This window comes from Microbulbifer sp. GL-2 (assembly GCF_007183175.1).
GTDB lineage: Bacteria > Pseudomonadota > Gammaproteobacteria > Pseudomonadales > Cellvibrionaceae > Microbulbifer.
Genome location: NZ_AP019807.1, coordinates 2,687,278 through 2,708,836 on the forward strand (window position 1 = coordinate 2,687,278; position 21,559 = coordinate 2,708,836).

Sequence of the window (21,559 nt, forward strand, 5' to 3'; positions counted from 1 at the left end):
AAGTGCGTATAATAGCCGTTGAAAATTTTAGACTAACCGGCAATTTTTGTATTTGGAGACCAGAATGTCCCTAGTTCGCCCTCATGGTAGCGTTGAGCTGCAGCCGCGTTTTGTGTACGACAGTGAAAGACATCACCAGTTGATGCACGAAGCAGAGTCGCTGCCCTCTATTGTGGTCAGTTCTGCTGCAGCGGCTAATGCGGTGATGCTGGGTGCTGGTTACTTCAATCCATTGCACGGTTATATGAATCTGTCTGATGCCATGAGTGTGGCTGAGACCTTGCGCACCGCTGATGGTCTTTTCTGGCCGGTACCTGTCCTGAACATGGTTGAGGATACCAGTGCTATTGAGGGGGTTTCCCGGATCGCCTTGCGCGACCCCAATGTTGAAGGTAACCCTGTACTGGCGGTGATGGATGTAGAGTCTATCGAGCCCGTTACTGAAGAGCAGATGGACAGGATGGCCGAGCAGGTGTTCGGGACCCTTGATGAGAAGCATCCCGGCGTATCCACCTTTAAGTCGGCAGGCCGCAAATTGATTTCTGGCCCGATTGAAGTGCTTAACTTTAGCTATTTCCAGAATGATTTTCCGGATACCTTCCGTACAGCAGTTGAGATCCGCAATGAGTTTGCTGAGCGCGGTTGGAGCAAAGTAGTAGCCTTCCAGACCCGTAACCCGATGCATCGAGCCCACGAAGAACTGTGCAAAATGGCTCTTGAAGCGGTAGAAGCTGATGGGGTGCTGATTCATATGCTACTGGGTCAGTTAAAGCCCGGTGATATACCGGCCCCGGTACGCGATGCAGCAATTCGGAAAATGGTAGAGGCCTACTTCCCCGCAAATACCGTGATGGTCACGGGTTATGGTTTCGATATGTTGTATGCCGGCCCACGAGAAGCGGTATTGCACGCTGTATTCCGTCAAAACTGCGGTTGTAGCCACTTGATCGTAGGGCGCGATCACGCCGGTGTTGGTGATTACTATGGCGCCTTCGATGCTCAGGTAATCTTTGATGAAAAGGTCCCGGAGGGTGCATTGGAAATTGAGATCTTCCGTGCGGACCATACCGCCTACTCGAAGAAGCTAAACAAGGTAGTGATGATGCGAGATGTGCCGGATCATACAAAGGAGGACTTTATCCTGTTGTCAGGCACCAAGGTGCGCGAGATGCTGGGCGATGGTGTTGCTCCACCTCCAGAGTTCTCCCGCCCTGAAGTGGCCCAGATTCTGATGGACTACTACCAGAGTCTGTAACGGCCTCAACAAAAAAGGCGGGATTTCCCGCCTTTTTTCTTATGTTTTACCGCTCAAGTTATTGTGGGTGAGCGGGTTTAGTTGCCAGCATGCGCTTCTTTTTCCAGGCCATAGTCCTCGGCCAAGGTGCCTTTGGCGCCGGGCTCTTTGGGTGCCCAGTCCCGCGGCGGCTCCATTTCCTGAAGCTGCTGATCGTCTTCTTTCAGTTTTCCGCTACCAGCCTCAAGCATTTGCCGACCGATATCCTGATTAGAGAGGCGCAAGGCGCTATTGGAAAGGTATTCGTGAATTTCCTTATAGCTCTCGGTAAGGTTGTGAACCAGTTGAGATGTCTGGTCGAAGTGCTCGTTAACCTGGAGTTGGAAGTCTTCCATTTTGTTATTGGCTTCCCGCAGGCGTTGCTCGAGCTCCTGGGAGCGGCCCACGCTGGTGCGCCCGCGAACCGCGAGGAATGCCAGCAGTGCGCCCAGGGTCATACCTAAGATGCCGACTAGAATTAATACCGATGTAGAGTGCACTTACTACCTCCTCAACTTGCTTTTATATGGCACTGACGATCCGCGATGGATGCTGGGGCAGTAGTGGTACTGCCCATGCCTCGGATAGTCCCCCTCAAGTGACTATCAGCCCCATGTTAGTGGGCCCAGTATACGCGATTATTAACCTGACAATTAACACTGTTGGTAAGTTGCGACACGCAGGTTTGTCTGCGGTTCCGAATTTCCGCTGGCACCTGGCGAATTGTACAGGGTTGTCTGGACTGGGGAGGGATTTGGGTGGCCATTCTATGAGCTAGGCGGTTCTATGCTGAATTTGATAGAGTGCGCGCCAGTAATCCAGTTGTTGAAGATATTTTCCTCTATGCCCCCTGCCAATCCGCCATTTCTTACCCCTGTTGAGCGTTATGAGAGTGACCTGCAGCGCCCTGACTTCATTGAAGACGCGTCACAGAGAGCGGCGGTGCAGGAGTTACAGGACTTGCATCAGCGCCTGGTTGCGAAAGCAGGGAAGGGTGTTATCGGAAATCTTCTCACTCGTCTGCGCGGGGCCGACGCTGTCCCCGAACGGGGCCTGTATTTTTGGGGTGGGGTGGGGCGCGGTAAGACCTATCTGATGGATGCGTTTTATGAGTCCCTGCCTTTTGCCAAGAAACAGCGCACCCATTTTCATCGCTTTATGCGGCAAGTGCATGGAGATTTGAAGCAGTATGCCGGTGAGAAGAACCCGCTGGAAAAAGTGGCCGAGAAGATTGCAGGTCGGGCCCAGGTGCTTTGCTTCGATGAATTTTTTGTCTCCGATATCGCCGATGCCATGATTCTGGCTGGTTTACTGGAGGCGCTGTTTCGCCGCGGGGTGGCTTTAGTGGCCACCTCCAATATCGAGCCGGAGGGCCTTTATAAGGATGGCCTGCAGAGAGCGCGCTTTCTGCCGGCTATCGCACTCCTTGAGTGCCATACCAAGGTGGTGAATGTTGACGGGGGCACCGACTACCGCCTGCGAACCCTTGAGCTGCTAGAGCTTTATCATGCGCCTTTGGATGAAGCGGCGGATGTGAACCTGTCTCACAGCTTTACTCAGCTGAGTGTGGATGGTTGTGAGGTTCGTAGTGATGTGAATTTACAGGTGGAGGGGCGCCCTATTCGCGCACTTAAGGTGGCGGATGATGTGGCTTGGTTTAGCTTTACCGACCTCTGTGATGGGCCGCGCTCACAGAATGACTATATCGAATTGGCCCGAGAGTTCCAGACCGTGCTGCTCGCAGCCGTTCCCAGGTTTGATGAAAGGATGGATGCCCAGGCGCGGCGTTTTATTAATTTGGTAGATGAATTCTACGATCGCTGTGTCAAGTTGGTGGTTTCAGCGGAGGTGCCTGCGGATCAGCTTTATGGCGGACGCCAATTGCAGTTTGAGTTTGAACGTACAGTCAGTCGCTTGCTGGAGATGCAGTCTCGCGAGTACCTGGAAAGGGCGCATCGCCCCGATTAGCAACGGTTTGAGGGGGCGCGAGAAATCGCTTGAAAAGCGAGCACTCGTTTTGTACTATCCGCGCTCTTTTGTGGGACGGCCCCTGAGTTAGGGGGTCATATTACAGGTGTTTATAACATGAAGACATACAGTGCCAAGCCAGAAGCGGTAAAACGCGACTGGTTCATTGTTGACGCTGCGGACAAGACCCTCGGCCGTATTTCTGCCGAGATCGCCCACCGCCTGCGCGGCAAGCACAAGCCTGAATACACGCCCCACGTGGACACTGGTGATTACATCGTTGTAATCAATGCTGAGAAGGTTCGCGTGACCGGCAATAAGGCCAAAGACAAGATCTACCACAGCCACTCAGGCTATCCCGGTGGTCTCAAGTCCATCAGCTTTGAAAAGTTGATCGAGAAAGCGCCAGAGCGCACCATCCAAAGCGCCGTTAAAGGTATGCTGCCGAAGGGTCCTCTGGGTCGCGCCATGTTCAAGAAGCTGAAAGTATACAGCGGTAGTGAACATCCTCACACGGCTCAACAGCCGACTGAACTGGCGATCTAAACGGGAATAAATCTGATGGCAACTACTCAATACTACGGTACCGGCCGCCGCAAGACCTCTACCGCTCGCGTATTTATCGTACCGGGTGAAGGCAAGATCAGCGTGAATGGCCGTACCCTGGATGAATACTTCGGTCGCCAGGTGGCTCGCATGATCGTGCGTCAGCCGCTGGAAAGAGCCGATATGGTCGAAAAATTCGACATCACTGTAACTGTAAAGGGCGGTGGTTCTTTTGGTCAGGCGGGCGCTATCCGTCACGGCCTGACGCGCGCCTTGATGCAATATGACGAAGCGCTGCGTCAACCGCTGCGTGCTGCGGGTTATGTTACCCGCGATGCTCGCGAGGTTGAGCGCAAGAAAGTGGGTCTGCGCAAAGCGCGTAAGAAGCCGCAGTTCTCCAAGCGTTAAGCTTTCTTTTTGGCCCGGCATCTGCCGGGCTTTTTTATTTCCGGCGCTGTGTGTATCGAGCTGTTCTCATACGACTTTGCTCGATTTCTCGCTGTTTCGCCGCGCAATTCCCGACGTTCCCCGTGTCTTTGCCTTGTATCAAATTGGCATTTTCTTTAACATTGCGCGGATTTGTATCCGCTTGATTTGTGGGGTTTATTCGCGCAGGCAATCTGCCGGAGCGGGACTTCTTTCAAGACTTTTTGGGTTTGGGCCAGCATCTCCGGTGTGTCCGGAGTCGCTGTGATGGGAGAACTACGTCATGAGTGATGACGGTGTAAATGTAGGACGGCGCCGTTTTTTAACCGCTGCCACCTCTGTTGTCGGTGGTGCGGGTGCGGTTGGGGTGGCCGTGCCCTTCGTCGCTTCCTGGAATCCGAGTGCCAAGGCAAAGGCCGCGGGCGCTCCGGTTAAATACAATGTTAGCAAACTTGAGCCGGGCCAGATGGTCACTGTCGAGTGGCGAGGCAAGCCGGTGTATGTAGTGCGTCGTACAGACGAGATACTGCAAGACCTGGAAAAGGTGGAGCCATTGCTGCGCGACCCCAATTCCGAGGAGTCCATCCAGCCGGCTTATGTAGATCCGGAAAACCGTTCTATCAAACCGAAGCTGTTAGTTCTGGTTGGTTTGTGTACCCACCTCGGTTGTGCACCTATGTACCGCCCGGAAGTGGGCGCCGCAGATTTGGGGGGAGCAGAGTGGATGGGTGGCTTCTTCTGCCCATGTCATGGATCAAAATACGATATGGCTGGACGCGTTTATACCGGTGTCCCCGCGCCTACCAATCTGGAAGTTCCGCCTTATTCCTATGAAAGCGATGAGGTAATCGTGATTGGTGTAGACCAGGAGGGCACTGCATGAAATGGCTAGCAGATTTCGGTGACTGGGTAGATCAGCGCTTGCCGATCTACCAGGCCTGGGACAAACACATGGGCAAGTACTATGCGCCCAAAAACTTTAACCTCTGGTACTTCTTTGGTGTTTTTTCCCTGCTCGTGCTGGTTAACCAGCTGCTGACCGGCATTTGGCTGGTTATGAGCTTTAACCCATCGGCCGAAGGAGCCTTTGCTTCCGTTGAATACATCATGCGTGATGTGGAGTGGGGCTGGCTGATACGCTATCTGCACTCGACAGGCGCTTCGGCGTTTTTCGTGGTGGTCTACCTGCATATGTTCCGCGGCTTGATGTACGGCTCTTATAAGCCTCCACGCGAGCTGGTATGGATCTTCGGGATGTGCATCTACCTGGTGCTGATGGCCGAAGCCTTTATGGGCTACGTACTGCCCTGGGGGCAGATGTCCTACTGGGGTGCGCAGGTAATTGTATCTCTATTTGGGGCAATTCCCGGTATTGGCGACAGCTTGGTAGAGTGGATTCGTGGTGACTACCTGATTTCCGGTATTACCCTTACCCGTTTCTTCTCCTTGCACGTAATCGCTCTGCCGCTGGTATTGGTGCTGTTGGTAGTGTTGCATATTCTTGCGCTGCATGAAGTGGGCTCCAATAACCCTGACGGTATCGAGATTAAAAAGAACAAGGATGAGAATGGCATTCCCAAAGATGGAATTGCTTTCCACCCCTACTACTCGGTCCACGACCTGGTGGGTATTGCGGTCTTCCTGTTTATCTTCGCGACCGTGGTGTTCTTCTTCCCTGAGATGGGCGGATTCTTCCTGGAGTACGCTAACTTCGAAGAAGCGAACCCCCTGAAGACACCACCACATATCGCTCCGGTTTGGTACTTTACGCCTTTCTATGCCATTTTGCGTGCTGTAACCATGGACATTGGTCCGCTTACAGCTAAGTTCCTTGGCCTGGTAGCTATGGGTGCTGCTATTGCGGTGCTGTTTGTACTACCGTGGCTGGATAAGAGTCCGGTACGCTCGATCCGTTATAAGGGCTGGCTGCCCAAAGGTCTGTTACTCCTGTTTGCTGCGGTATTTATCATCCTGGGTTACCTGGGTGTTAAATCCCCAACTCCAGATCGTAACTTCCTGTCCCAGTTGGCTACTCTGTTCTACTTCGCTTTCTTCCTGACCATGCCGGTTTGGACCAATCCGAAGAGCCGTAAAGGTATTGGTTCCTGGGTAGTAAGTATTGGTTTTGGTGTACTGTTCCTATGGATGGCATTCGCAAACTTTACTTTTGGTAATGAAGATCCAGAGAAAAACGGATTTGTAAATACTTTTGTGGGTATTTCGGCTCTGTTGCTTGCTGCTTTCTTTGCCGCGTTGCCCTGGATTACCAGTCGCGATGAGGTGTACCCGGAACCCGAGCGTGTAACCAGCCCATCTGGTGGTAAGACCTTTGGTATTCTGTTTATCGGTATTGTTGTTGTTGCTCTGCTGACCTTTATCCCGATCAAGGCGGTGGGTGCTGAGTCCAGTGTTGAGCTGGATCACATCAATATCGACCTTCAGGATAAGCCTTCCCTGCAGCGTGGTGCCAAGTACTTCGTTAACTATTGCATGGGCTGCCACAGTGCCAACTATTCCCGTTGGGAGCGTGTTTCCACTGACCTGGATATCCCGAAAGAGTTGATGATGGAGAATCTGATCTTGGGGAATGACAAGATCGGTAACCTGATGGAGATCTCCATGCGTCCGGATGACTCCAAAGTGTGGTTTGGTGCCGCGCCGCCCGACCTGACACTGGTTGCCCGCTCTCGCTCACCAGAATGGCTCTACACTTACCTCCGCAGTTTCTACAAGGATGACAGTCGTGCTACAGGGGTAAATAACCTGGTATTCCCCAGTGTAGCCATGCCGCATGTATTGATGGAGCTGCAGGGATTGCCCGAGTGTGCCCCTGGCCCCAAGCGCGACCACGGTAAAATTGTCCGCGATGAGTTGGGTAATCCGATAATGGACGCTAATTGTGGTAGCCTGAAGGTCGGCAGTGTGAAGGGCTCCATGAATCCTGAAGAGTTTGATCAGGCTATGTATGACCTGGTTAACTTTATGGAGTACATTGCAGAGCCTATGGCCGAAGACCGCAAGCGCATTGGCTTCTATGTGTTGGCGTTTATTTTTGTATTCTTTATCTTCGCCTGGCTGCTGAACCGCGAGTACTGGAAAGACATACACCACTAAGATTCGCAGGTTTTTCTTTGATGGGTGGTGGGGTAACTCTGCCGCCCTTTTATATTTTGAATAAAAGGTCGGCGTTTGCCGACCAACAAGTTTGAGGTAGTTTGAACATGGGTGTGCCTACCAACAAGCGCTCCTCTATGACCTTCTTCTCTGATGGTCGCAGCCATTACAGCCATCGAGTGCGTATTGTGCTTGCCGAGAAAGGGGTGTCCGTAGAAATCATAGATGTGGACTCGGATGATAAACCTGCCGAGCTCGCTGACCTCAACCCTTACAATTCGCTACCTACCTTGGTTGATCGCGATCTGGTGCTTTTTGAAACCAAGGTCATGATGGAATACCTGGATGAGCGTTTTCCGCACCCACCGCTGCTGCCAGTCTATCCGGTTGCCCGCGCTCAGAGTCGCCAGATCATGCACCGCATCGAACGTGACTGGTGCCCACTGGTAGATAAGATTCTTGCTGGTGGTAAGGATGTAGCTTCCGCTCGTAAGGAACTGCGTGATAGTTTTGTTGGCATAGCGCCTATGTTTACTGAACTGCCGTATTTCTTCAATGAAGAGTTCTCTCTGGTGGATTGTTGTATGGCTCCGCTGCTGTGGCGTCTCGAGCAGTTTGAAATCAGTCTGCCGAAGACCAAACAGGTGAAGCCATTGCTGGACTATATGGATCGCCTGTTTGCTCGCGAAGCCTTCCAGCAAAGTCTTACCGAGTATGAACGGGAAATGCGTTGAGGATAATTAGGTGAGTAAGCCGGACATGACATCCAATCGCCCCTATATTTTGCGGGCGTTCTACGAGTGGATTACCGATAACCGGTGCACTCCCTATATTCTTGTCGATACGCACCTTTCCGGGGTGCTTGTACCACAGCAGCATGTGAATGATGACGGCCAGATAGTGCTGAACGTCTCTGAGAGTGCTGTCGCAGGTCTCACCATGGATAACTATGCGATCCGGTTTAATGCGCGGTTTGGCGGGGTTCCCACTGATATTCAAGTGCCAGTTGGTGCTGTTGTCGGAATTTATGCCCGTGAAAACGGCCAGGGCATGGTATTCGAGGCGGAGGAGACTCCGGAGCCTCCAGAGCCTACCCCACCCACCAGTCTGGGTAAGAAGTCTGTGAAAAAGCCCGCATTGCGAGTTGTGAAGTAAGTCCACCAATTTTTTCAGGGGGCAGTTCTGCTCCCTTTTTTCTCCCTGACTCCTATCGATTTCTGCTTTTGTGCGCTCTGTCTGGGATCGCACTGGTGACAAGCGCGTACAATGGGCAGTTACTTCTTGCTCTCAACTCGTTATGCCGTCGTATTTGCAATGGCTACGCTATAGCTGGTTACCTGGGCTGCTCCTGGTTTTGCCGCTTGCCCAAAAATTACCGTGGCTTGATCTGGCCTTCTTAAACAACTTCAATTTGCCCATTCTTCTGTTAGGCGCTGCCCTGCTACTCAGCTTTTTCTTCCGTTCAAGTAGAGTTGCCCTGGCTGCAATTCTACTGATGATTTTTTATGGGTTCGCCAGGTTAGATTTATTTTCTGGCCAGGAGCAAGACCAATCCCTCTATCTGGGGTTGATAAGCCTTAACCTGATGCTGTTTAGCTGCAGTCGCGATCGCAGTGTTTGGAGTTATTTTGGTTTTGTTTGGTTGTTGGTGCTGCTCGTGCAGGGAGCGGGCCTTTTCTGGTTGCAGGAATGCTGTGGACCTCTGACACATAAATTCTCACTTCAGCATATACCTGCCTGGCCGTTAGTCTTTGAACAATTATCCCCTTCACTGCCTCTTCTGCTAAGTGTGGCAGCTTCGGTTGGTGCTTTGGCGCTGGTGGCTCTTTACCCAGTCCCCACTGCTGTGGGTCTGTTTAGTTGCAACTTGTTAATACTTTATGGGGTTTGGAGTGGTATTCCCCTGATCCCTCTGATGTCTGTGGCGGGTTTCCTTCTTATTGTTTCACTGCTGGGAAGTAGCTATGAGTTGGCTTTCCGAGATGAGCTGACTGGAGTGTGCTCCCGACGGGCTTTTCGCTATCAGATGCTTACTCCAAGTCGGCACTACTGTATTGCCATGATTGATGTGGATTATTTCAAGAAACTGAATGATCGCTTTGGGCATCAGGTTGGCGATCAGGTGTTGCGTATGGTGGCAACACAAATCAACCGGTACGCTAATGGGCAGGTATTTCGTTATGGGGGGAGGAGTTCGCACTGGTGATGCCGGGTCGTGACCTCTCATCCGCAGAGAAGCAGCTGGAGTTCATAAGGCAGAAAATAGCGACTTACCCCATGTATATGCGTTCAGGAGGGCGTGTTACTGGGCGCCAACTTTGGCGCTTAAAGCGCCGCTCAGGCCAACAGATAAAGGTGACGGTCAGCATCGGTTTAGCCCAGCGGAGCAAGCAGCTAAAAAGGTCTGATTCTGTCCTCAAAGTGGCGGACCAAGCCCTTTATAAGGCGAAGCGGAGCGGTCGAAATCGCCTGTGTGTCCACACTTGATATAAATCAACCTGATTTAAAAGTGGCGCTTAATTTCTTATTCGCATTGGTTATTTTCGCGCCGGCCCCCGATACTGCAAAGCAGGGTATTGAAGGGAGCTTCAGCGTGCGATTACTCAGTCACACAATTGGTATTCTTACTAATCCGGAAAAAGAGTGGAAAGCCATACGGGCGGATCGCCATTCATTTTTCCAGGTTTTCCTGACTCATGTTCCGTTTCTTGCCCTGATTCCAACGGTTGCCGGCTATTTCGGTGTCACCCGAGTCGGGTTCGAAGTGGGTGGGCATCTGGCTAAATTAACCCCGGAGAGCGCGGCAGTTTTGTCGATAGTTACATACTTCGCGCTGTTGGCAGGCGTGTATTGCCTGGGGGAGTTTATTAACTGGATGGCCAGATCTTACGGTGTCGAAGGAGATGAGCCTACTCGGCATTATGAGGGCACAGCGCTTGCAGTTTTTATCTCTACGCCGATTTTCCTCGCCAGTATTGTGGTTTTATTCCCTCACCCTTGGCTCACTATGGCTGCAGTGGGAATTGCCGGGATCTACTCCATTTACTTGGTGTTTGCTGGTATTCCGATTTTGATGAAAATGAATAAGGAGCGGGCTTTTCTCTATGCCTGTGCGGTGCTGACTGTAGCACTGGTCATGATGGTTACTGTACTGATCACATCCGTGATTTTATGGAGTGTGGGAATAGGGCCTGTATATCAGCAGGCATAAAAAAGTCCGCATTGCAGGCTTTTTTTCACGGAAACTACTTTACTTACGCACGGGCAGTAGCGGTGGCATTGGGCAATCCAGGCTATCGGCCACGGCTCGCAGCAATTCAATTTCCTCTGCTTTAATCACACCGTTATGACTTAAAGTGAATACCATCGCTTTCAGCAGTAGAGGTTTTACCAGTGGCTTCATTTGGCCGGCAATAGCGATAGCTTTGTCCAGCCTCGGTAAATTGATGTCCTTGTGGCTAGGCAGCGGTGTAGCCTCCATCCCCAATGCCTTAAGCCCCTGCTCGTAAGCACGTTTCGCCGGCAGGTAATCGCTATTACCTGAATGGGCGATAGCGGCGAGAAGAAAGCGGCTGGCATCTTTACTGGCGCCCTTTTTGTTGGAGAGGCGCTGACGATCAGGAGTGCCCTCCAGTGCATGCATCAATACCCGGTACAGGGCCCACTCCCAAATCTCAATCTTTCCATCGCTGTGCAGTAATTTGATCAGGTTTCTCTTGAAAATCTGGTATTGCTGTGGGACCAGCGCACGCAGGGCGGGAACGCAGAGATCGAGTAAGGCCAGACGCGCACTGTTGGGAAGACTCTCCAACTGTGCTTCTATTTTTTGCATCTCGCGCACCACTGCCGGGTGGGCAATATTATTCAGCAACAGGCGCTGGGCCTGTCGCTCGGAGGGCTCTTTGTGCAGCAGCAAGTGATAAACCAGTGCGCGCGCGGTGAAGGGTTCGTGCGCAGCCTGTTGAATACTGGCAGGGATGGACTGAAGTAGTTGGAAGCCGTATTGCACCTGTTGCTCGCTCGGGTTGGCAATGCTGTTATCAACAGCGTCCAGGGCAACCTGAAATGGGGTAGATTGTGTGACAGCGGAAAGCGGTGCTGGGGCACTAGGTCGCAGGGTTTGTGGCTGTGAAGTGGAGGTCCCGGCACAGGTATCGCGGTAGAGACCGTTCCACCCGGGGTCAAGGCGGGTTATGCGATCTGCCAGCGGCGGGTGAGTAGCAAAGAGGTTAAACAAAGAGCGCTTCAGGCCGCTGGCAAAAAACATATGGTTGTATTCCGCTGCCTTGCCGCTGGCCAGTGTCGAGCTGGAACCATAGCCACCGATTTTTTTCAGGGCACTGGCGATGCCGATATTGTCACGGGTAAATTGCACGGCGGAGGCGTCTGCAAGGAATTCTCTTTGGCGGCTAACTGCGGATTTAATCAGGTTGCCCAAAAAAGTCCCGGTATAGCCCACGACCATCAATGCGGCACCGAGCCCAAACAGTGCGGCGCGCCCTCGGCTGTCGCGCTCGCCAAGGTAAACTCCGCGTACCAGCCAATGGCCGAGCAGACCAATGATCAGGATACCGTTCAACAGCCCCACAATACGAAGATTCAAACCCATATCGCCATTCAGGATATGGCTGAATTCATGTGCCACTACACCCTGCAACTCATCCCTGTTAAGTTTTTCAACACAGCCACGGGTGAGGCCGATCACTGCATCGGTGGATTTGGAGCCAGCGGCGAATGCATTGATAGCCTCATCTTCGATCAGGTAAACATCTGGCACAGGTGTGCCCGAAGCAATTGCCATCTCCTCAACCACATTCAGGGCGCGTCGCTCGCCAGGATTCTGCGGTGCAAGGTTGAGTTTGCGCCCGCCCAGCGATTCGGCTACTGCGCTGCCGCCGGCGCTGAGCTGGTGTAGCTTGTACAGGCTGCCCAGGGTGACAACTGCAGCGATGGTTAGGGCGATTGAGATTACAGTTTGCCAGCCGAGCAGTTGATCAATGTCGGTAGGAGAGAAAGCCTGGCCGCGGGAGAGAGAGACTGCGGCAGCGGCGACCATTGTGGTGAGGCCGATTAATAGGACTACCGCCAGGGCAAATAACCCCACAAGTAGGCCGCTATTGCGCTTGGCACGGTCCTGATACTCAAAGAAATTCATCGTTTAAAACTCAATACGAGGGGCAACCTGAATGGCCTCGGAGTCAGCAAATTCCAACAGTTGGGCATCGGCACGATGTCCAAAAACACCGGCCAGTATTACTGGGGGAAAGCTCTGTTTATAGATGTTGTAGCTTGTCACCGAGTCGTTAAATGCCTGCCGGGCAAAAGCGACCTTGTTTTCTGTGCTACTCAGCTCTTCGTTAAGTTGCATCATATTCTGGTTGGCCTTCAGGTCCGGGTAGGCCTCCATAACCGCATTAAAGCGCCCCAGGGCTCCGCTTAGGGTGCTCTCTGCTCGGCCCAGCTTGTCGATGGCGCTGGCGCTCGAGGGGTTGGATGCGGCCGCTTTGAGGTCACTGATGGCAGTGTTGCGTGCACTTGTTACCGCTTCGAGGGTTTCCCGCTCATGCTTCAGGTAACCTTGAGCGGTTTCCACCAGATTGGGAATCAGGTCGTGGCGCCGCTTCAGCTGTACTTCTATCTGTGCAAAAGCATTCTCGTTGCGGTTTTTCAGGGAAACCAGTTTGTTGTAAATCCCTATTCCATAAAATAAAAGCACGGCAACAACCACCAGCGCGACGATGCTTGATATCTCCATAAACTCCCTCGCCAATTCTTCTTATCCTTGGCGTCGATAGTAACACGCTCCCTTGATGAGGCGACGGCGGTAGTGAAACTGGCGCTGGTGGAGCAGGGTAGTGCTTCGGCTATAATGCGGCGACTAAAAAACAATTGCCGCCACAACAGGAATGGCGGTGCAGAACTGGGAGCAGACAGAATGAGTGATGTAACTTCAGATCCTGTAGTGATCGTCGGAATGGCGCGTACCCCAATGGGCGCTATGCAGGGTAGCTTGTCGGCACTGAGTGCCCCGAAGCTGGGCGCTGCAGCAATTCGCGCAGCATTGGAGGATGCCGGTGTGGCTCCCGCAGATGTCGATGAAGTCCTGATGGGTTGCGTGCTTCCCGCCGGTGTAGGTCAGGCGCCTGCGCGCCAGGCATCTCTGGGGGCGGGTATTCCCAGCAGTACTCCCTGTACCACCGTCAATAAGGTGTGTGGCTCGGGTATGAAGACCGTAATGATGGCCCGCGATGCACTGTTGTTGGGGGAAGGCAAGGTTATTGTCGCCGGTGGTATGGAAAGCATGAGTAACGCCCCTTACCTGTTGCCCAAGGCTCGGTCAGGTATGCGCCTGGGCCATGCTGAGGTTAAGGACTCCATGTTCCTCGATGGACTTGAGAATGCTGAAGATGGCAAGTTGATGGGCACCTTTGCCGAGGGCACCGCCGACAAGTATGCGTTTACCCGTGAAGAGCAGGATGCTTTCGCCCTGGAATCCCTGGCGCGTGCCCAGGCGGCAATTGAAAGCGGTGATTTTGCCCGTGAAATTACTCCGGTGACCATGGCTTCCCGTCGTGGAGAGGTCGTGGTCAGCGTGGATGAGGCTCCTGGTAGTGCCCGTCCGGATAAAATCCCGCAGCTGAAGCCGGCGTTCAGAAAGGATGGCACTGTGACCGCAGCCAACTCCAGCTCCATTTCCGATGGCGCAGCAGCATTGGTGCTGATGCGCAGGAGTGAGGCGGAAAAGCGCGGCCTCAAAGTGCTGGCAGTTATCAAGGGGCAGGCCCAGTTTGCCCGCGAGCCCGAGTGGTTCACGATTGCCCCAGTAGGCGCTATGCATAAGTTGTTGGAAAATGCCGGCTGGTCAGCTGCCGATGTGGACCTGTTTGAGATCAATGAGGCTTTCGCCGTGGTGACCATGGCGGCCATGCGAGAGCTGGATCTGCCATGGAACAAGGTCAATGTGAACGGCGGTGCCTGTGCCTTGGGGCACCCACTGGGTGCCAGTGGTGCACGTATCCTGACCACACTGCTGGCAGCGATGGAGAAACGCGATGTGAAGAAGGGAGTTGCCAGTCTGTGCATTGGCGGGGGCGAAGCTACAGCGGTTGCTATCGAGCGCCCTTAACTTCCCCGTTGGTGTTTTACCAATAAAAAACGGAGGCTTTGCCTCCGTTTTTTATTGGTTTATTAATAGGTTGCCTGGAGAGTCAGTATTTAGTGTCTCAGTTAATGTACTCTACGGCTTTCACTACTTTCTGTACTCCGCCAATTGATCGGGTTGCATCCGCCGCGCGTTCCGCTTCAGCCGGAGTCAGTAGTCCCATCAGGTAGACCACACCATTCTCGGTAACCACTTTGATGCGGCCCCCATTGATTTCCTTGTTGGCGAGCAGGTTGGTTTTGACTTTGGTCGTCAGCCAGGCATCGCTGGTGGAGGCGAGTATGGTGACTTTTCCTCGCACCTGGGTCTCATTGTAAACCTGGCGTACATTCTGCACTTGTTCAGCGGTGCGTCCGGCGAGCATACGCAGCTCCTGATCAGGTACTTGGCCTGTGAGCAGCACTACGCCATTGAAGGAGGTGACATCAACATTCGATGCTTTGAGGTCGGGGTGCGCCTTATTGATATTGACCGTGACAATGGTTTCGATTCTCTCGTCATCGATATAGGTGCCGAAAGAACGTTTGCCCGGGTCTTGCTGGATGGGGCCATCATGAGTGGCCTCCATAACTGTACTGCAGCCGCCAAGCAGGGCAGTGATGGCGAGTGCAGCCAGGATGTGTATTCCAACAGTCGATAGTTTTTTTTTCATGGTTCAGTCCTCGTAGCCACCGAACAAGCTGCTGTCGATCAGGTCGCACAAGCAGAAAATAGTCAAAAGGTGTACCTGGTGTACCTCTGCTGCGACATCAGATGGCACGCGCAGTTCAATATCGTGGTTATCCAATAAAGCGGCGCAATCTCCGCCATCCCCACCAGTCAGGGCCAGGATACCCATATCGCGATCGCGCGCGGCACGCATGGCTTGCACTAAATTGGAGTCGCGGCCGTCGCTGCTGATGATTACCAGCAGATCTCCAGGCTGGCCCAAAGCGCGTACCGGGTGGGCAAAACTATCCGCGCTACCGTGATTTTGTGTGACTGTACCCATTGAGACGCCGTCGCTATTCAGCGCCATAGCCGGCAGGCCGGGGCGCTCGCGCTGGAAACCACCGGTCAATTGCGAGCTGAAACTCTGCGCCAGGGCGCCGCTGACACCATTGCCGCAGAGCAGTATTTTGCTCTCCGCCAGTAGTGTGTGCACCACCATTTCGCTGGCTTCCGCAATCAGGGGCGCCAGTATCTCTCCGGCGTTCATGGTGGCTTCCAGGCTGTGGTGAAAAAGGGTTACGACTCGCTGTTCCATTGTGTCCTTAATTCAGGCGAACTTGAGTTCGCCATAACTTGGCAAGGTAAATCTCGGTTTTTGCCTCAGGCTTCAAAGGCGTTCTTTATCCACTGAATGTTTTGCGCATCGCCGTCTATGGCCAGGACATCGAAGCGGCAGGGACAGTCCAGTTTGTGTTGCTGCAAATAGCTTTGTGCGGTGGCCAGCAATTTTTGCTGTTTGCGCGTATCCACGCTGGCTCCGGCACCGCCAAAACGGTTGCTGCGGCGGAAGCGTACTTCCACAAACACGACAGTATCGCTTTCGCGGGCGATAAGGTCTATCTCTCCGTGACGGCTGCGGTAATTGCGTTCAACCACAGAGAGCCCTGCACGCTGCAGGTAATGTGCTGCGGCGTCCTCCATGCTGGCACCAACAGAACTGGCGGAGCGATTAAAAAGTTTCACTGTTCCCTGTCAGCTGGGTGTCTTTGCGAGGTATCGATAAAGGCTCTATGGTTGTGACTGGAACAGGCACCCCTTTCTCGATCCGCGCCCACATTTGTTCGCGTACGATACGGCCGTCGGCACTCAGGCTGAGTGCGCCGGTAAGACCGTGTACTTTCTGTTGTGGGAATTGGCGCAACATGGGAATACGCGGGTAGAGGCGGAAGGCGTCAGCGCCCAATGCATAGAGACGGGCAAATGCCGGTGCCGGTGAGGCCTGCTGCTCGATTTCCTGCTTGGTCTGATTGTTCTCAAACAGCCAGGGCAGGGCGGTAAAGTGCACACCATTGAGATCGCGATCGCGATTGGGATTGACGCTGCCACCGAATACGTGGGAGGTGGCGTAAACCGGTAGGTCACCGGCGTAATAATAGGTCAGCATGGGGTTGAGCTGGCGCGCTTGCTGGGGCAGGGCGGCAACAAACACCATATCGATATCATCGCGGCGGCGTGGAGTAAATTCCAATGATGTGCCCATGCGGCCCTGCAGTTCTTTCTTGCGCGCTTTACTGGCGGGGATGAGCAGCGCATCACTCACCAGATTGGCAAATTTGCTGTTGTTAGAGAAAGTTTTCCCGATACTGACTGAGCCTCCCAGGTTTCGCCATTCCTCTTCGAATGCCTCTGCTCCCCGCTGGCCCCAGCTGCTGTTGGTCGTCAGTACCATCGCTTGGCGGTGACCTTGGCGGTAGGCATGTTGTGCAATCTGGCGAGCTTCGTCCTCAACGGCCAGGCCGAACTGTACTAGGTCATCGGTGAGTCGCCCCTGGTCTCCATAGTTGAGTGCCAGGGTAGGTACTGGCAGTTTTTCCGTGGCCAGGAGATTGGCAACCTTACTCTTGTCCAGGGGACCGATAATGATTTGGGCGCCAGCATCGACAGCGCTCTGGTAGACCTTCTCGAAAGGTTGTTGGATGCCAGTGTCGTAGACCATGACCCTTGGGGTAGCGGCACCGGCGTTCAGGGCTGTGTAGTGGGCTGCCATAAAACCGTCGCGGATTGCACGACCAGCACTGCCAAGTGAGCCAGTTAGGGGGAGTAGCAGGGCGATGCTGTCTGCGCGCTGGGCCGCCAGGCGCTCAAGCAATTGCAATGCTTGTGGGGCATGTGTGTTCGCGCTGTGTGCCGGCCAGCGCTCACGCCAGCGGCTCAAGGCGGAAAGCTGCGAGCTGATATCCGTCTGGGTATCCCGGCCGAGTAGTGCAAGCTGATACCAGCCGCGCATCTGGGTGTCACTGCTTTTGTTGGCGCGATCCCGCAGCTCGCTGGAGGGCAGTTGGGTTAGCAGCTGCCAGAAACCGTTGTTGTTTTCGGTGATTGCCTCATCGGATTGCGCCAGGTAGGAAATCTCGCGGCGCTCGGTAATGGCACTATCGAGATTGCCCAGGAGCCCCCAGAGGTTGGCTCGCAGGTTTCGCAGCGGTAATGAGGTGGCTTTTGGCAGTTCCGCCCAAACATCATCAAGGCGCGGGGAGGTGGCCAGATCTAGGGCTTCGAAAAAGTCATCGCTATCTGCGAGCAGGCTGCCATACACCTGTGCATAACTGGCATAGAGGGCGTTATCAAGCTGTTCGGGAATAATTTTCACAACAGCCTCTTTGGCCGTCTCTTTCTCTCCCAGCTCGTATAGAATGGCGGCCGCCTGCAGTCGCTGCTGATCGCGCGCTGGTGCGGGCAGTGTTTCAGCACTGCGCAGCATGCGCACGGCATCACCGCGGCTGGCCTTGTGGCCCGCCGGGTAGGTTGGCTGGTGCCCCCCGGGTCGGGAGGCAGGAGTCTGGCAGGCGGCCAGAGCCAGGACCAGTGTGGCTGCTGCCATGCTGGTGATCACAGTAGAGGTGCGCCGGGAAGAGGCGGACATATTCTTCTCCCGCAATATTTATATTTGGAGTGAACAACTATGGGGCCGGATCAGGCGCTGCTTTACATTGTCGCTACGCCCATTGGTAATTTGGCCGATATGGTACCGCGAGCTGTCGAAGTTCTACAATGCGCCGATCTGGTTGCGGCGGAAGACACACGTCACAGTCAGAGACTCTTTTCTCATTTTAATATCGATACGCCACTAATGGCGTACCACGATCACTCCGATAACAAGCGCTCCAGTCAAATTTTGCACCGGTTGGAACAGGGACAGACGGTAGCGTTAATTTCCGATGCGGGCACGCCCCTGATCTCGGACCCCGGTTATCGTTTGGTGCGTGAGGCGCGTGAGAAAGGCATTCGCGTAGTGCCAATTCCAGGGGCCTGTGCCTTCGTTGCGGCCCTGAGTGCGGCTGGCCTGCCCAGTGATCGCTTCAGTTTTGAGGGTTTTTTACCGGCCAAAGCCGGGCCGCGTGAACGGGTACTGCAGGAGCTGGCAGGGGATACCCGTACCTTGGTTTTTTATGAGGCTCCACACAGGGTGGCCGATACCCTTGACACCATGGCGGAGGTATTCGGTGCTGAACGCGAAGCAGTAATTGCCCGCGAGCTCAGTAAAGCCTTCGAAACCTTCCAGTTGATGCCGTTAGGTGAGCTGGCCAGCTGGGTACGTTCGGACAGCAATCAGCAGCGGGGAGAGATTGTTTTACTGGTACGTGGCGCGGAGCGTCGCCGCGACAGCGAGCTGGATGATGAGGCGCAAAGGGTGATGTCAATACTGCTTGCAGAGCTGCCACCAAAAAAGGCCGCCGCTATCGCTGCGGAAATTACAGGGGTTAATAAGAAGGTTCTGTATAACTGGAGTCTGCAACAGAAATAAGGCGCACGTATTTCCCTGTAATTGGGGTTTGCCTGTTGCAATCCCGCTGTCGCCTCATTACTCTTCGCCGCGAGCTGGCCGGGCAATCGCTGTCGCCTTGTGCGATGGAGGAAAGTCCGGGCTCCATAGGGTGGAACGCCAGGTAACGCCTGGGGGGTGTAAGCCTACGGAAAGTGCAGCAGAGAGTAGACCGCCGATGGCTTCTTTGGGAGCACAGGTAAGGGTGAAAGGGTGCGGTAAGAGCGCACCGCGCGGCTGGTAACAGTTCGCGGCATGGTAAACCCCGTTCGGAGCAAGACCAAATAGGCCCTCTACAGGTGTGACCCGCACTGAGGGCGGGTAGGTCGCTTGAGGTGTCTGGTGACAGGCATCCCAGATGAATGATTGTCCTCGACAGAACCCGGCTTACAGGCCAGCTCAACAATTTTTAAAGCCCGGCATATGCCGGGCTTTTTCTTTTCCATGTCCCGGAATTCGCACCTGGCACTTAATTCATGTAAATGGGTTGCACTAGGAGTATGTGACGTGTGTCGCCCGCCTCTGGTAGTTAGCATAAAATAATCGATCATTTTGTAAGTGAGCGCTTGCACTATTTCAGCGCCTTACATAAAGGATTTTTCCGCCACTCGCCAAATTTCTTCTACATACCGCGAATTTACAGGGGCTTATGGGGACTTTGGAGTCGATTTCCTTGACTTTGCGATGGCCAGTTTTATAGTGTCAAAGGTGGGGAAAAGTGGAAAATCGTGGAACTTTGTGGTTTATTCGCGGCCAGTAAGTGGGTGTTTACATCGCGCGAGCAAGGTTTGGGCTTTTCCTGTCAGCGGCCCGCCAAAATGGAATCTGCTGCGATAAGCGCAACTGATAGCGAGCGAAAATCACAAAGTGTATTTGGGCAGCCATGCAATCAATATGGACGCCAAAGGGCGTCTGGCGATACCTGCGCGGGTCCGCGACCGGCTGCTGGACGAGTGCGCCGGTTGTCTGGTGATTACTGCTCACACCGAAGAGCGCTGCCTATTGGTTTACCCTGCGCCCCAATGGCAACAGATTTTGCCAAAGATCGAGGCCCTGCCCAGCTTCAATAAAGTGGCACGTCGCGCTCAGCGCCTATTAATCGGCTATGCCTGCGAGCTGCAGGTGGATGGCAATGGCCGTGTATTGATTCCACCCACCCTGCGCGAATATGCCGGATTGGAAAAAAAACTGATGCTGGTTGGGCAGGGCAAAAAATTAGAACTCTGGGGCGAGGAACGCTGGATGTCCTGGCTTGATGACAGTGAAGACGAGGAGGGAATGCCTGAGGAAATGGCTTCCCTCTCTTTATAAGGAGTACAGCGGGTGTCTCAAGAATTGCACCGCAGTGTGTTGTTGCGCGAGGCCGTGGACGCCCTGGTAACTGATCCGGACGGCTTTTACATAGACGGTACCTTTGGGCGCGGCGGTCACAGTGCCGCCATCCTCGAACAGCTGGGTCCCAACGGGAAATTGTTGGCGGTCGACAAGGACCCCCAAGCGATTGAATACGCAAAACAACGCTTCCAGTCTGAGTCGCGGTTTTCAATTTGGCACGGCTCTTTTGCCGATATGGACAGCGCCGCCGCCGAACAGGCGGGCAGGGTCAAGGGCATTTTGTTGGATCTGGGGGTTTCCTCGCCGCAATTGGATCAGGCCGAGCGCGGTTTCAGTTTTATGCAGGATGGTCCGCTGGATATGCGTATGGATACCAGCAGCGGTATCAGTGCGGCCCAGTGGGTGAATACCGAGGATGAGGCCGAGATGGTCAGGGTATTCAAGGAGTATGGAGAAGAGCGTTTCGCCCGTCGAATGGCTGCTGCTATCGTGCGTCGCCGTGCAGAGAAACCTTTTGAGCGCACACTGGATCTGGCTGAAGTAGTCAAGGAAGCCAATCCTGCGTGGGAGAAAGGCAAGCACCCCTCCACTCGGGTATTCCAGGCAATTCGCATCCATATCAATGGAGAGTTGGATGACCTGCGGAATGCGCTGGAGAAGTCGCTGCAGCTGCTGGAGCCGGGAGGCAGACTGGTCACCATCAGTTTTCACTCCCTGGAGGATCGCATGGTCAAACGTTTTATTCGCGAAAAAGAGCGTGGGCCGCAGCTGCCCCGTGGGCTTCCGGTGATGGACAGTCAGATTGCCAAATCCCTGCGCTCTGTCGGTAAAGCAGTAAAGGCCAAAGAGGTTGAAGTTGATGAAAACCTGCGCTCGCGTAGTGCCGTGATGCGGGTTGCGGAAAAGCTGTCAGGGAACTGAGGGGTATGCGCGGCAAAACACTGGTTGGTTTGGGGTGTTTGTGGCTGGCAGCAATAACCTCGGCTCTATCTGTGGTTTATTCCACTCAGCACAGCAGGGAATTAACCGCTGAGCTGGGTAGAGCGCAAAAAGCCCAGGATGAACTGCGCTACGAGCAGGAACGTTTGTTGTTGGAGCGGGGAGCCTGGTCTGCCTATAGCCGTGTTGAGAAGGTAGCTCGAGAAGAGTTGAAAATGCATGTACCAACGCCCTCTGATCAGGTGTTGGTAATACTCGATTGATTTAAACGCGGTGTGCTTTATACGAGTTGGTGCGGGAATTTAATGCACCTGTGGGCTTT

General features: G+C 53.8%; 21 protein-coding genes, 1 other RNA gene and 1 pseudogene. 16 read left to right on the top strand and 7 right to left on the bottom strand.

Annotation, left to right across the window (positions count from 1 at the left end; translation table 11 throughout):
• Window positions 1-64 precede the first annotated feature (64 nt).
• Window positions 65-1,255: a sulfate adenylyltransferase gene (gene sat / locus GL2_RS11685; protein ID WP_143730818.1), complete on the top strand. Its 1,191-nt coding sequence runs from the start codon at window positions 65-67 to the stop codon at window positions 1,253-1,255.
• Window positions 1,256-1,332: 77 nt separating this feature from the next.
• Here sat and GL2_RS11690 read toward each other — a convergent pair whose 3' ends face one another.
• Window positions 1,333-1,773 carry a YhcB family protein gene (locus GL2_RS11690; RefSeq protein WP_172621130.1) on the bottom strand — a complete coding sequence of 147 codons (441 nt, stop codon included), beginning with the start codon at window positions 1,771-1,773 and terminating at the stop codon, window positions 1,333-1,335.
• 343 nt (window positions 1,774-2,116) lie between these two features.
• Here GL2_RS11690 and zapE point away from each other — a divergent pair, with 343 nt between their 5' ends.
• The 9 genes and pseudogenes from zapE to GL2_RS11740 all read left to right on the top strand — a co-directional run bounded on the left by zapE (window position 2,117) and on the right by GL2_RS11740 (window position 10,538).
• Window positions 2,117-3,241 carry a cell division protein ZapE gene (zapE, locus tag GL2_RS11695; protein ID WP_143732877.1) on the top strand — a complete coding sequence of 375 codons (1,125 nt, stop codon included), beginning with the start codon at window positions 2,117-2,119 and terminating at the stop codon, window positions 3,239-3,241.
• Window positions 3,242-3,358: 117 nt separating this feature from the next.
• Complete coding sequence (rplM, locus tag GL2_RS11700) at window positions 3,359-3,787, top strand: 50S ribosomal protein L13 (protein WP_143730819.1); 429 nt, start codon at window positions 3,359-3,361, stop codon at window positions 3,785-3,787.
• Window positions 3,788-3,802: 15 nt separating this feature from the next.
• Window positions 3,803-4,195, top strand: coding sequence for a 30S ribosomal protein S9 (rpsI, locus tag GL2_RS11705; RefSeq protein ID WP_143730820.1), 393 nt, complete (start codon window positions 3,803-3,805; stop codon window positions 4,193-4,195).
• Between the two features lie 301 nt (window positions 4,196-4,496).
• Window positions 4,497-5,096, top strand: coding sequence for a ubiquinol-cytochrome c reductase iron-sulfur subunit (petA, locus tag GL2_RS11710; RefSeq protein ID WP_143730821.1), 600 nt, complete (start codon window positions 4,497-4,499; stop codon window positions 5,094-5,096).
• Window positions 5,093-7,327 carry a ubiquinol-cytochrome c reductase gene (locus tag GL2_RS11715; RefSeq protein ID WP_143730822.1) on the top strand — a complete coding sequence of 745 codons (2,235 nt, stop codon included), beginning with the start codon at window positions 5,093-5,095 and terminating at the stop codon, window positions 7,325-7,327. The genes petA and GL2_RS11715 overlap by 4 nt, the downstream gene beginning before the upstream one ends.
• A 107-nt stretch (window positions 7,328-7,434) precedes the next feature.
• A complete protein-coding gene (locus tag GL2_RS11720; RefSeq protein WP_143730823.1) occupies window positions 7,435-8,061 on the top strand; it encodes a glutathione S-transferase N-terminal domain-containing protein in 627 nt (208 codons plus the stop codon).
• Between the two features lie 25 nt (window positions 8,062-8,086).
• Window positions 8,087-8,482: a ClpXP protease specificity-enhancing factor gene (locus GL2_RS11725; protein WP_143732878.1), complete on the top strand. Its 396-nt coding sequence runs from the start codon at window positions 8,087-8,089 to the stop codon at window positions 8,480-8,482.
• 871 nt (window positions 8,483-9,353) lie between these two features.
• Window positions 9,354-9,814, top strand: a pseudogene (locus GL2_RS22350) (GGDEF domain-containing protein).
• A 106-nt stretch (window positions 9,815-9,920) separates the two neighbouring features.
• Window positions 9,921-10,538, top strand: coding sequence for a Yip1 family protein (locus GL2_RS11740; RefSeq protein ID WP_143730826.1), 618 nt, complete (start codon window positions 9,921-9,923; stop codon window positions 10,536-10,538).
• Window positions 10,539-10,577: 39 nt separating this feature from the next.
• Here GL2_RS11740 and GL2_RS11745 read toward each other — a convergent pair whose 3' ends face one another.
• Both GL2_RS11745 and GL2_RS11750 read right to left on the bottom strand, forming a co-directional pair.
• Window positions 10,578-12,482 (bottom strand): M48 family metallopeptidase, encoded by a 1,905-nt coding sequence (locus GL2_RS11745; protein ID WP_143730827.1) that lies wholly within the window; start codon window positions 12,480-12,482, stop codon window positions 10,578-10,580.
• A gap of 3 nt (window positions 12,483-12,485) precedes the next feature.
• On the bottom strand, window positions 12,486-13,082 hold the full coding sequence (locus GL2_RS11750) for a LemA family protein (RefSeq protein ID WP_143730828.1): 597 nt from the start codon (window positions 13,080-13,082) through the stop codon (window positions 12,486-12,488).
• A gap of 180 nt (window positions 13,083-13,262) precedes the next feature.
• On the opposite strand from GL2_RS11750, the gene GL2_RS11755 reads away from it, so the two are divergent.
• Window positions 13,263-14,453 carry an acetyl-CoA C-acyltransferase gene (locus GL2_RS11755; RefSeq protein WP_143730829.1) on the top strand — a complete coding sequence of 397 codons (1,191 nt, stop codon included), beginning with the start codon at window positions 13,263-13,265 and terminating at the stop codon, window positions 14,451-14,453.
• 97 nt (window positions 14,454-14,550) lie between these two features.
• On the opposite strand, the gene GL2_RS11760 is transcribed toward GL2_RS11755, so the two are convergent.
• The 4 genes from GL2_RS11760 to GL2_RS11775 all read right to left on the bottom strand — a co-directional run bounded on the left by GL2_RS11760 (window position 14,551) and on the right by GL2_RS11775 (window position 18,063).
• Complete coding sequence (locus GL2_RS11760) at window positions 14,551-15,141, bottom strand: BON domain-containing protein (protein ID WP_143730830.1); 591 nt, start codon at window positions 15,139-15,141, stop codon at window positions 14,551-14,553.
• A gap of 3 nt (window positions 15,142-15,144) precedes the next feature.
• Window positions 15,145-15,735: an SIS domain-containing protein gene (locus tag GL2_RS11765; RefSeq protein ID WP_143730831.1), complete on the bottom strand. Its 591-nt coding sequence runs from the start codon at window positions 15,733-15,735 to the stop codon at window positions 15,145-15,147.
• A 65-nt stretch (window positions 15,736-15,800) separates the two neighbouring features.
• Complete coding sequence (locus tag GL2_RS11770) at window positions 15,801-16,163, bottom strand: YraN family protein (protein ID WP_143730832.1); 363 nt, start codon at window positions 16,161-16,163, stop codon at window positions 15,801-15,803.
• Window positions 16,150-18,063, bottom strand: a complete 1,914-nt coding sequence (locus GL2_RS11775; protein WP_143730833.1) for a penicillin-binding protein activator — start codon at window positions 18,061-18,063, stop codon at window positions 16,150-16,152. Before GL2_RS11775 ends, GL2_RS11770 begins: the two co-directional genes overlap by 14 nt.
• A gap of 39 nt (window positions 18,064-18,102) precedes the next feature.
• Between GL2_RS11775 and rsmI the strand changes: the two genes are divergently transcribed.
• The 5 genes from rsmI to ftsL all read left to right on the top strand — a co-directional run bounded on the left by rsmI (window position 18,103) and on the right by ftsL (window position 21,500).
• Window positions 18,103-18,945, top strand: a complete 843-nt coding sequence (rsmI, locus tag GL2_RS11780) for a 16S rRNA (cytidine(1402)-2'-O)-methyltransferase (RefSeq protein WP_143730834.1) — start codon at window positions 18,103-18,105, stop codon at window positions 18,943-18,945.
• Window positions 18,946-19,015: 70 nt separating this feature from the next.
• Window positions 19,016-19,369, top strand: an RNA gene (gene rnpB / locus GL2_RS11785) — RNase P RNA component class A.
• Between the two features lie 461 nt (window positions 19,370-19,830).
• Window positions 19,831-20,274 carry a division/cell wall cluster transcriptional repressor MraZ gene (gene mraZ / locus GL2_RS11790; protein WP_143730835.1) on the top strand — a complete coding sequence of 148 codons (444 nt, stop codon included), beginning with the start codon at window positions 19,831-19,833 and terminating at the stop codon, window positions 20,272-20,274.
• A gap of 12 nt (window positions 20,275-20,286) precedes the next feature.
• On the top strand, window positions 20,287-21,219 hold the full coding sequence (rsmH, locus tag GL2_RS11795; RefSeq protein WP_143730836.1) for a 16S rRNA (cytosine(1402)-N(4))-methyltransferase RsmH: 933 nt from the start codon (window positions 20,287-20,289) through the stop codon (window positions 21,217-21,219).
• 5 nt (window positions 21,220-21,224) lie between these two features.
• Complete coding sequence (gene ftsL / locus GL2_RS11800; protein WP_143730837.1) at window positions 21,225-21,500, top strand: cell division protein FtsL; 276 nt, start codon at window positions 21,225-21,227, stop codon at window positions 21,498-21,500.
• Window positions 21,501-21,559: the final 59 nt, after the last annotated feature.

Coding starts and splice junctions, on each gene's coding strand:
- sat (WP_143730818.1), top strand. CDS start 65: ATGTCCCTAGTTCGCCCTCATGGTAGCGTTGAGCTGCAGCCGCGTTTT.
- zapE (WP_143732877.1), top strand. CDS start 2,117: ATGCCCCCTGCCAATCCGCCATTTCTTACCCCTGTTGAGCGTTATGAG.
- rplM (WP_143730819.1), top strand. CDS start 3,359: ATGAAGACATACAGTGCCAAGCCAGAAGCGGTAAAACGCGACTGGTTC.
- rpsI (WP_143730820.1), top strand. CDS start 3,803: ATGGCAACTACTCAATACTACGGTACCGGCCGCCGCAAGACCTCTACC.
- petA (WP_143730821.1), top strand. CDS start 4,497: ATGAGTGATGACGGTGTAAATGTAGGACGGCGCCGTTTTTTAACCGCT.
- GL2_RS11715 (WP_143730822.1), top strand. CDS start 5,093: ATGAAATGGCTAGCAGATTTCGGTGACTGGGTAGATCAGCGCTTGCCG.
- GL2_RS11720 (WP_143730823.1), top strand. CDS start 7,435: ATGGGTGTGCCTACCAACAAGCGCTCCTCTATGACCTTCTTCTCTGAT.
- GL2_RS11725 (WP_143732878.1), top strand. CDS start 8,087: ATGACATCCAATCGCCCCTATATTTTGCGGGCGTTCTACGAGTGGATT.
- GL2_RS11745 (WP_143730827.1), bottom strand. CDS start 12,482: ATGAATTTCTTTGAGTATCAGGACCGTGCCAAGCGCAATAGCGGCCTA.
- GL2_RS11750 (WP_143730828.1), bottom strand. CDS start 13,082: ATGGAGATATCAAGCATCGTCGCGCTGGTGGTTGTTGCCGTGCTTTTA.
- GL2_RS11755 (WP_143730829.1), top strand. CDS start 13,263: ATGAGTGATGTAACTTCAGATCCTGTAGTGATCGTCGGAATGGCGCGT.
- GL2_RS11760 (WP_143730830.1), bottom strand. CDS start 15,141: ATGAAAAAAAAACTATCGACTGTTGGAATACACATCCTGGCTGCACTC.
- GL2_RS11765 (WP_143730831.1), bottom strand. CDS start 15,735: ATGGAACAGCGAGTCGTAACCCTTTTTCACCACAGCCTGGAAGCCACC.
- GL2_RS11775 (WP_143730833.1), bottom strand. CDS start 18,063: ATGTCCGCCTCTTCCCGGCGCACCTCTACTGTGATCACCAGCATGGCA.
- rsmI (WP_143730834.1), top strand. CDS start 18,103: ATGGGGCCGGATCAGGCGCTGCTTTACATTGTCGCTACGCCCATTGGT.
- ftsL (WP_143730837.1), top strand. CDS start 21,225: ATGCGCGGCAAAACACTGGTTGGTTTGGGGTGTTTGTGGCTGGCAGCA.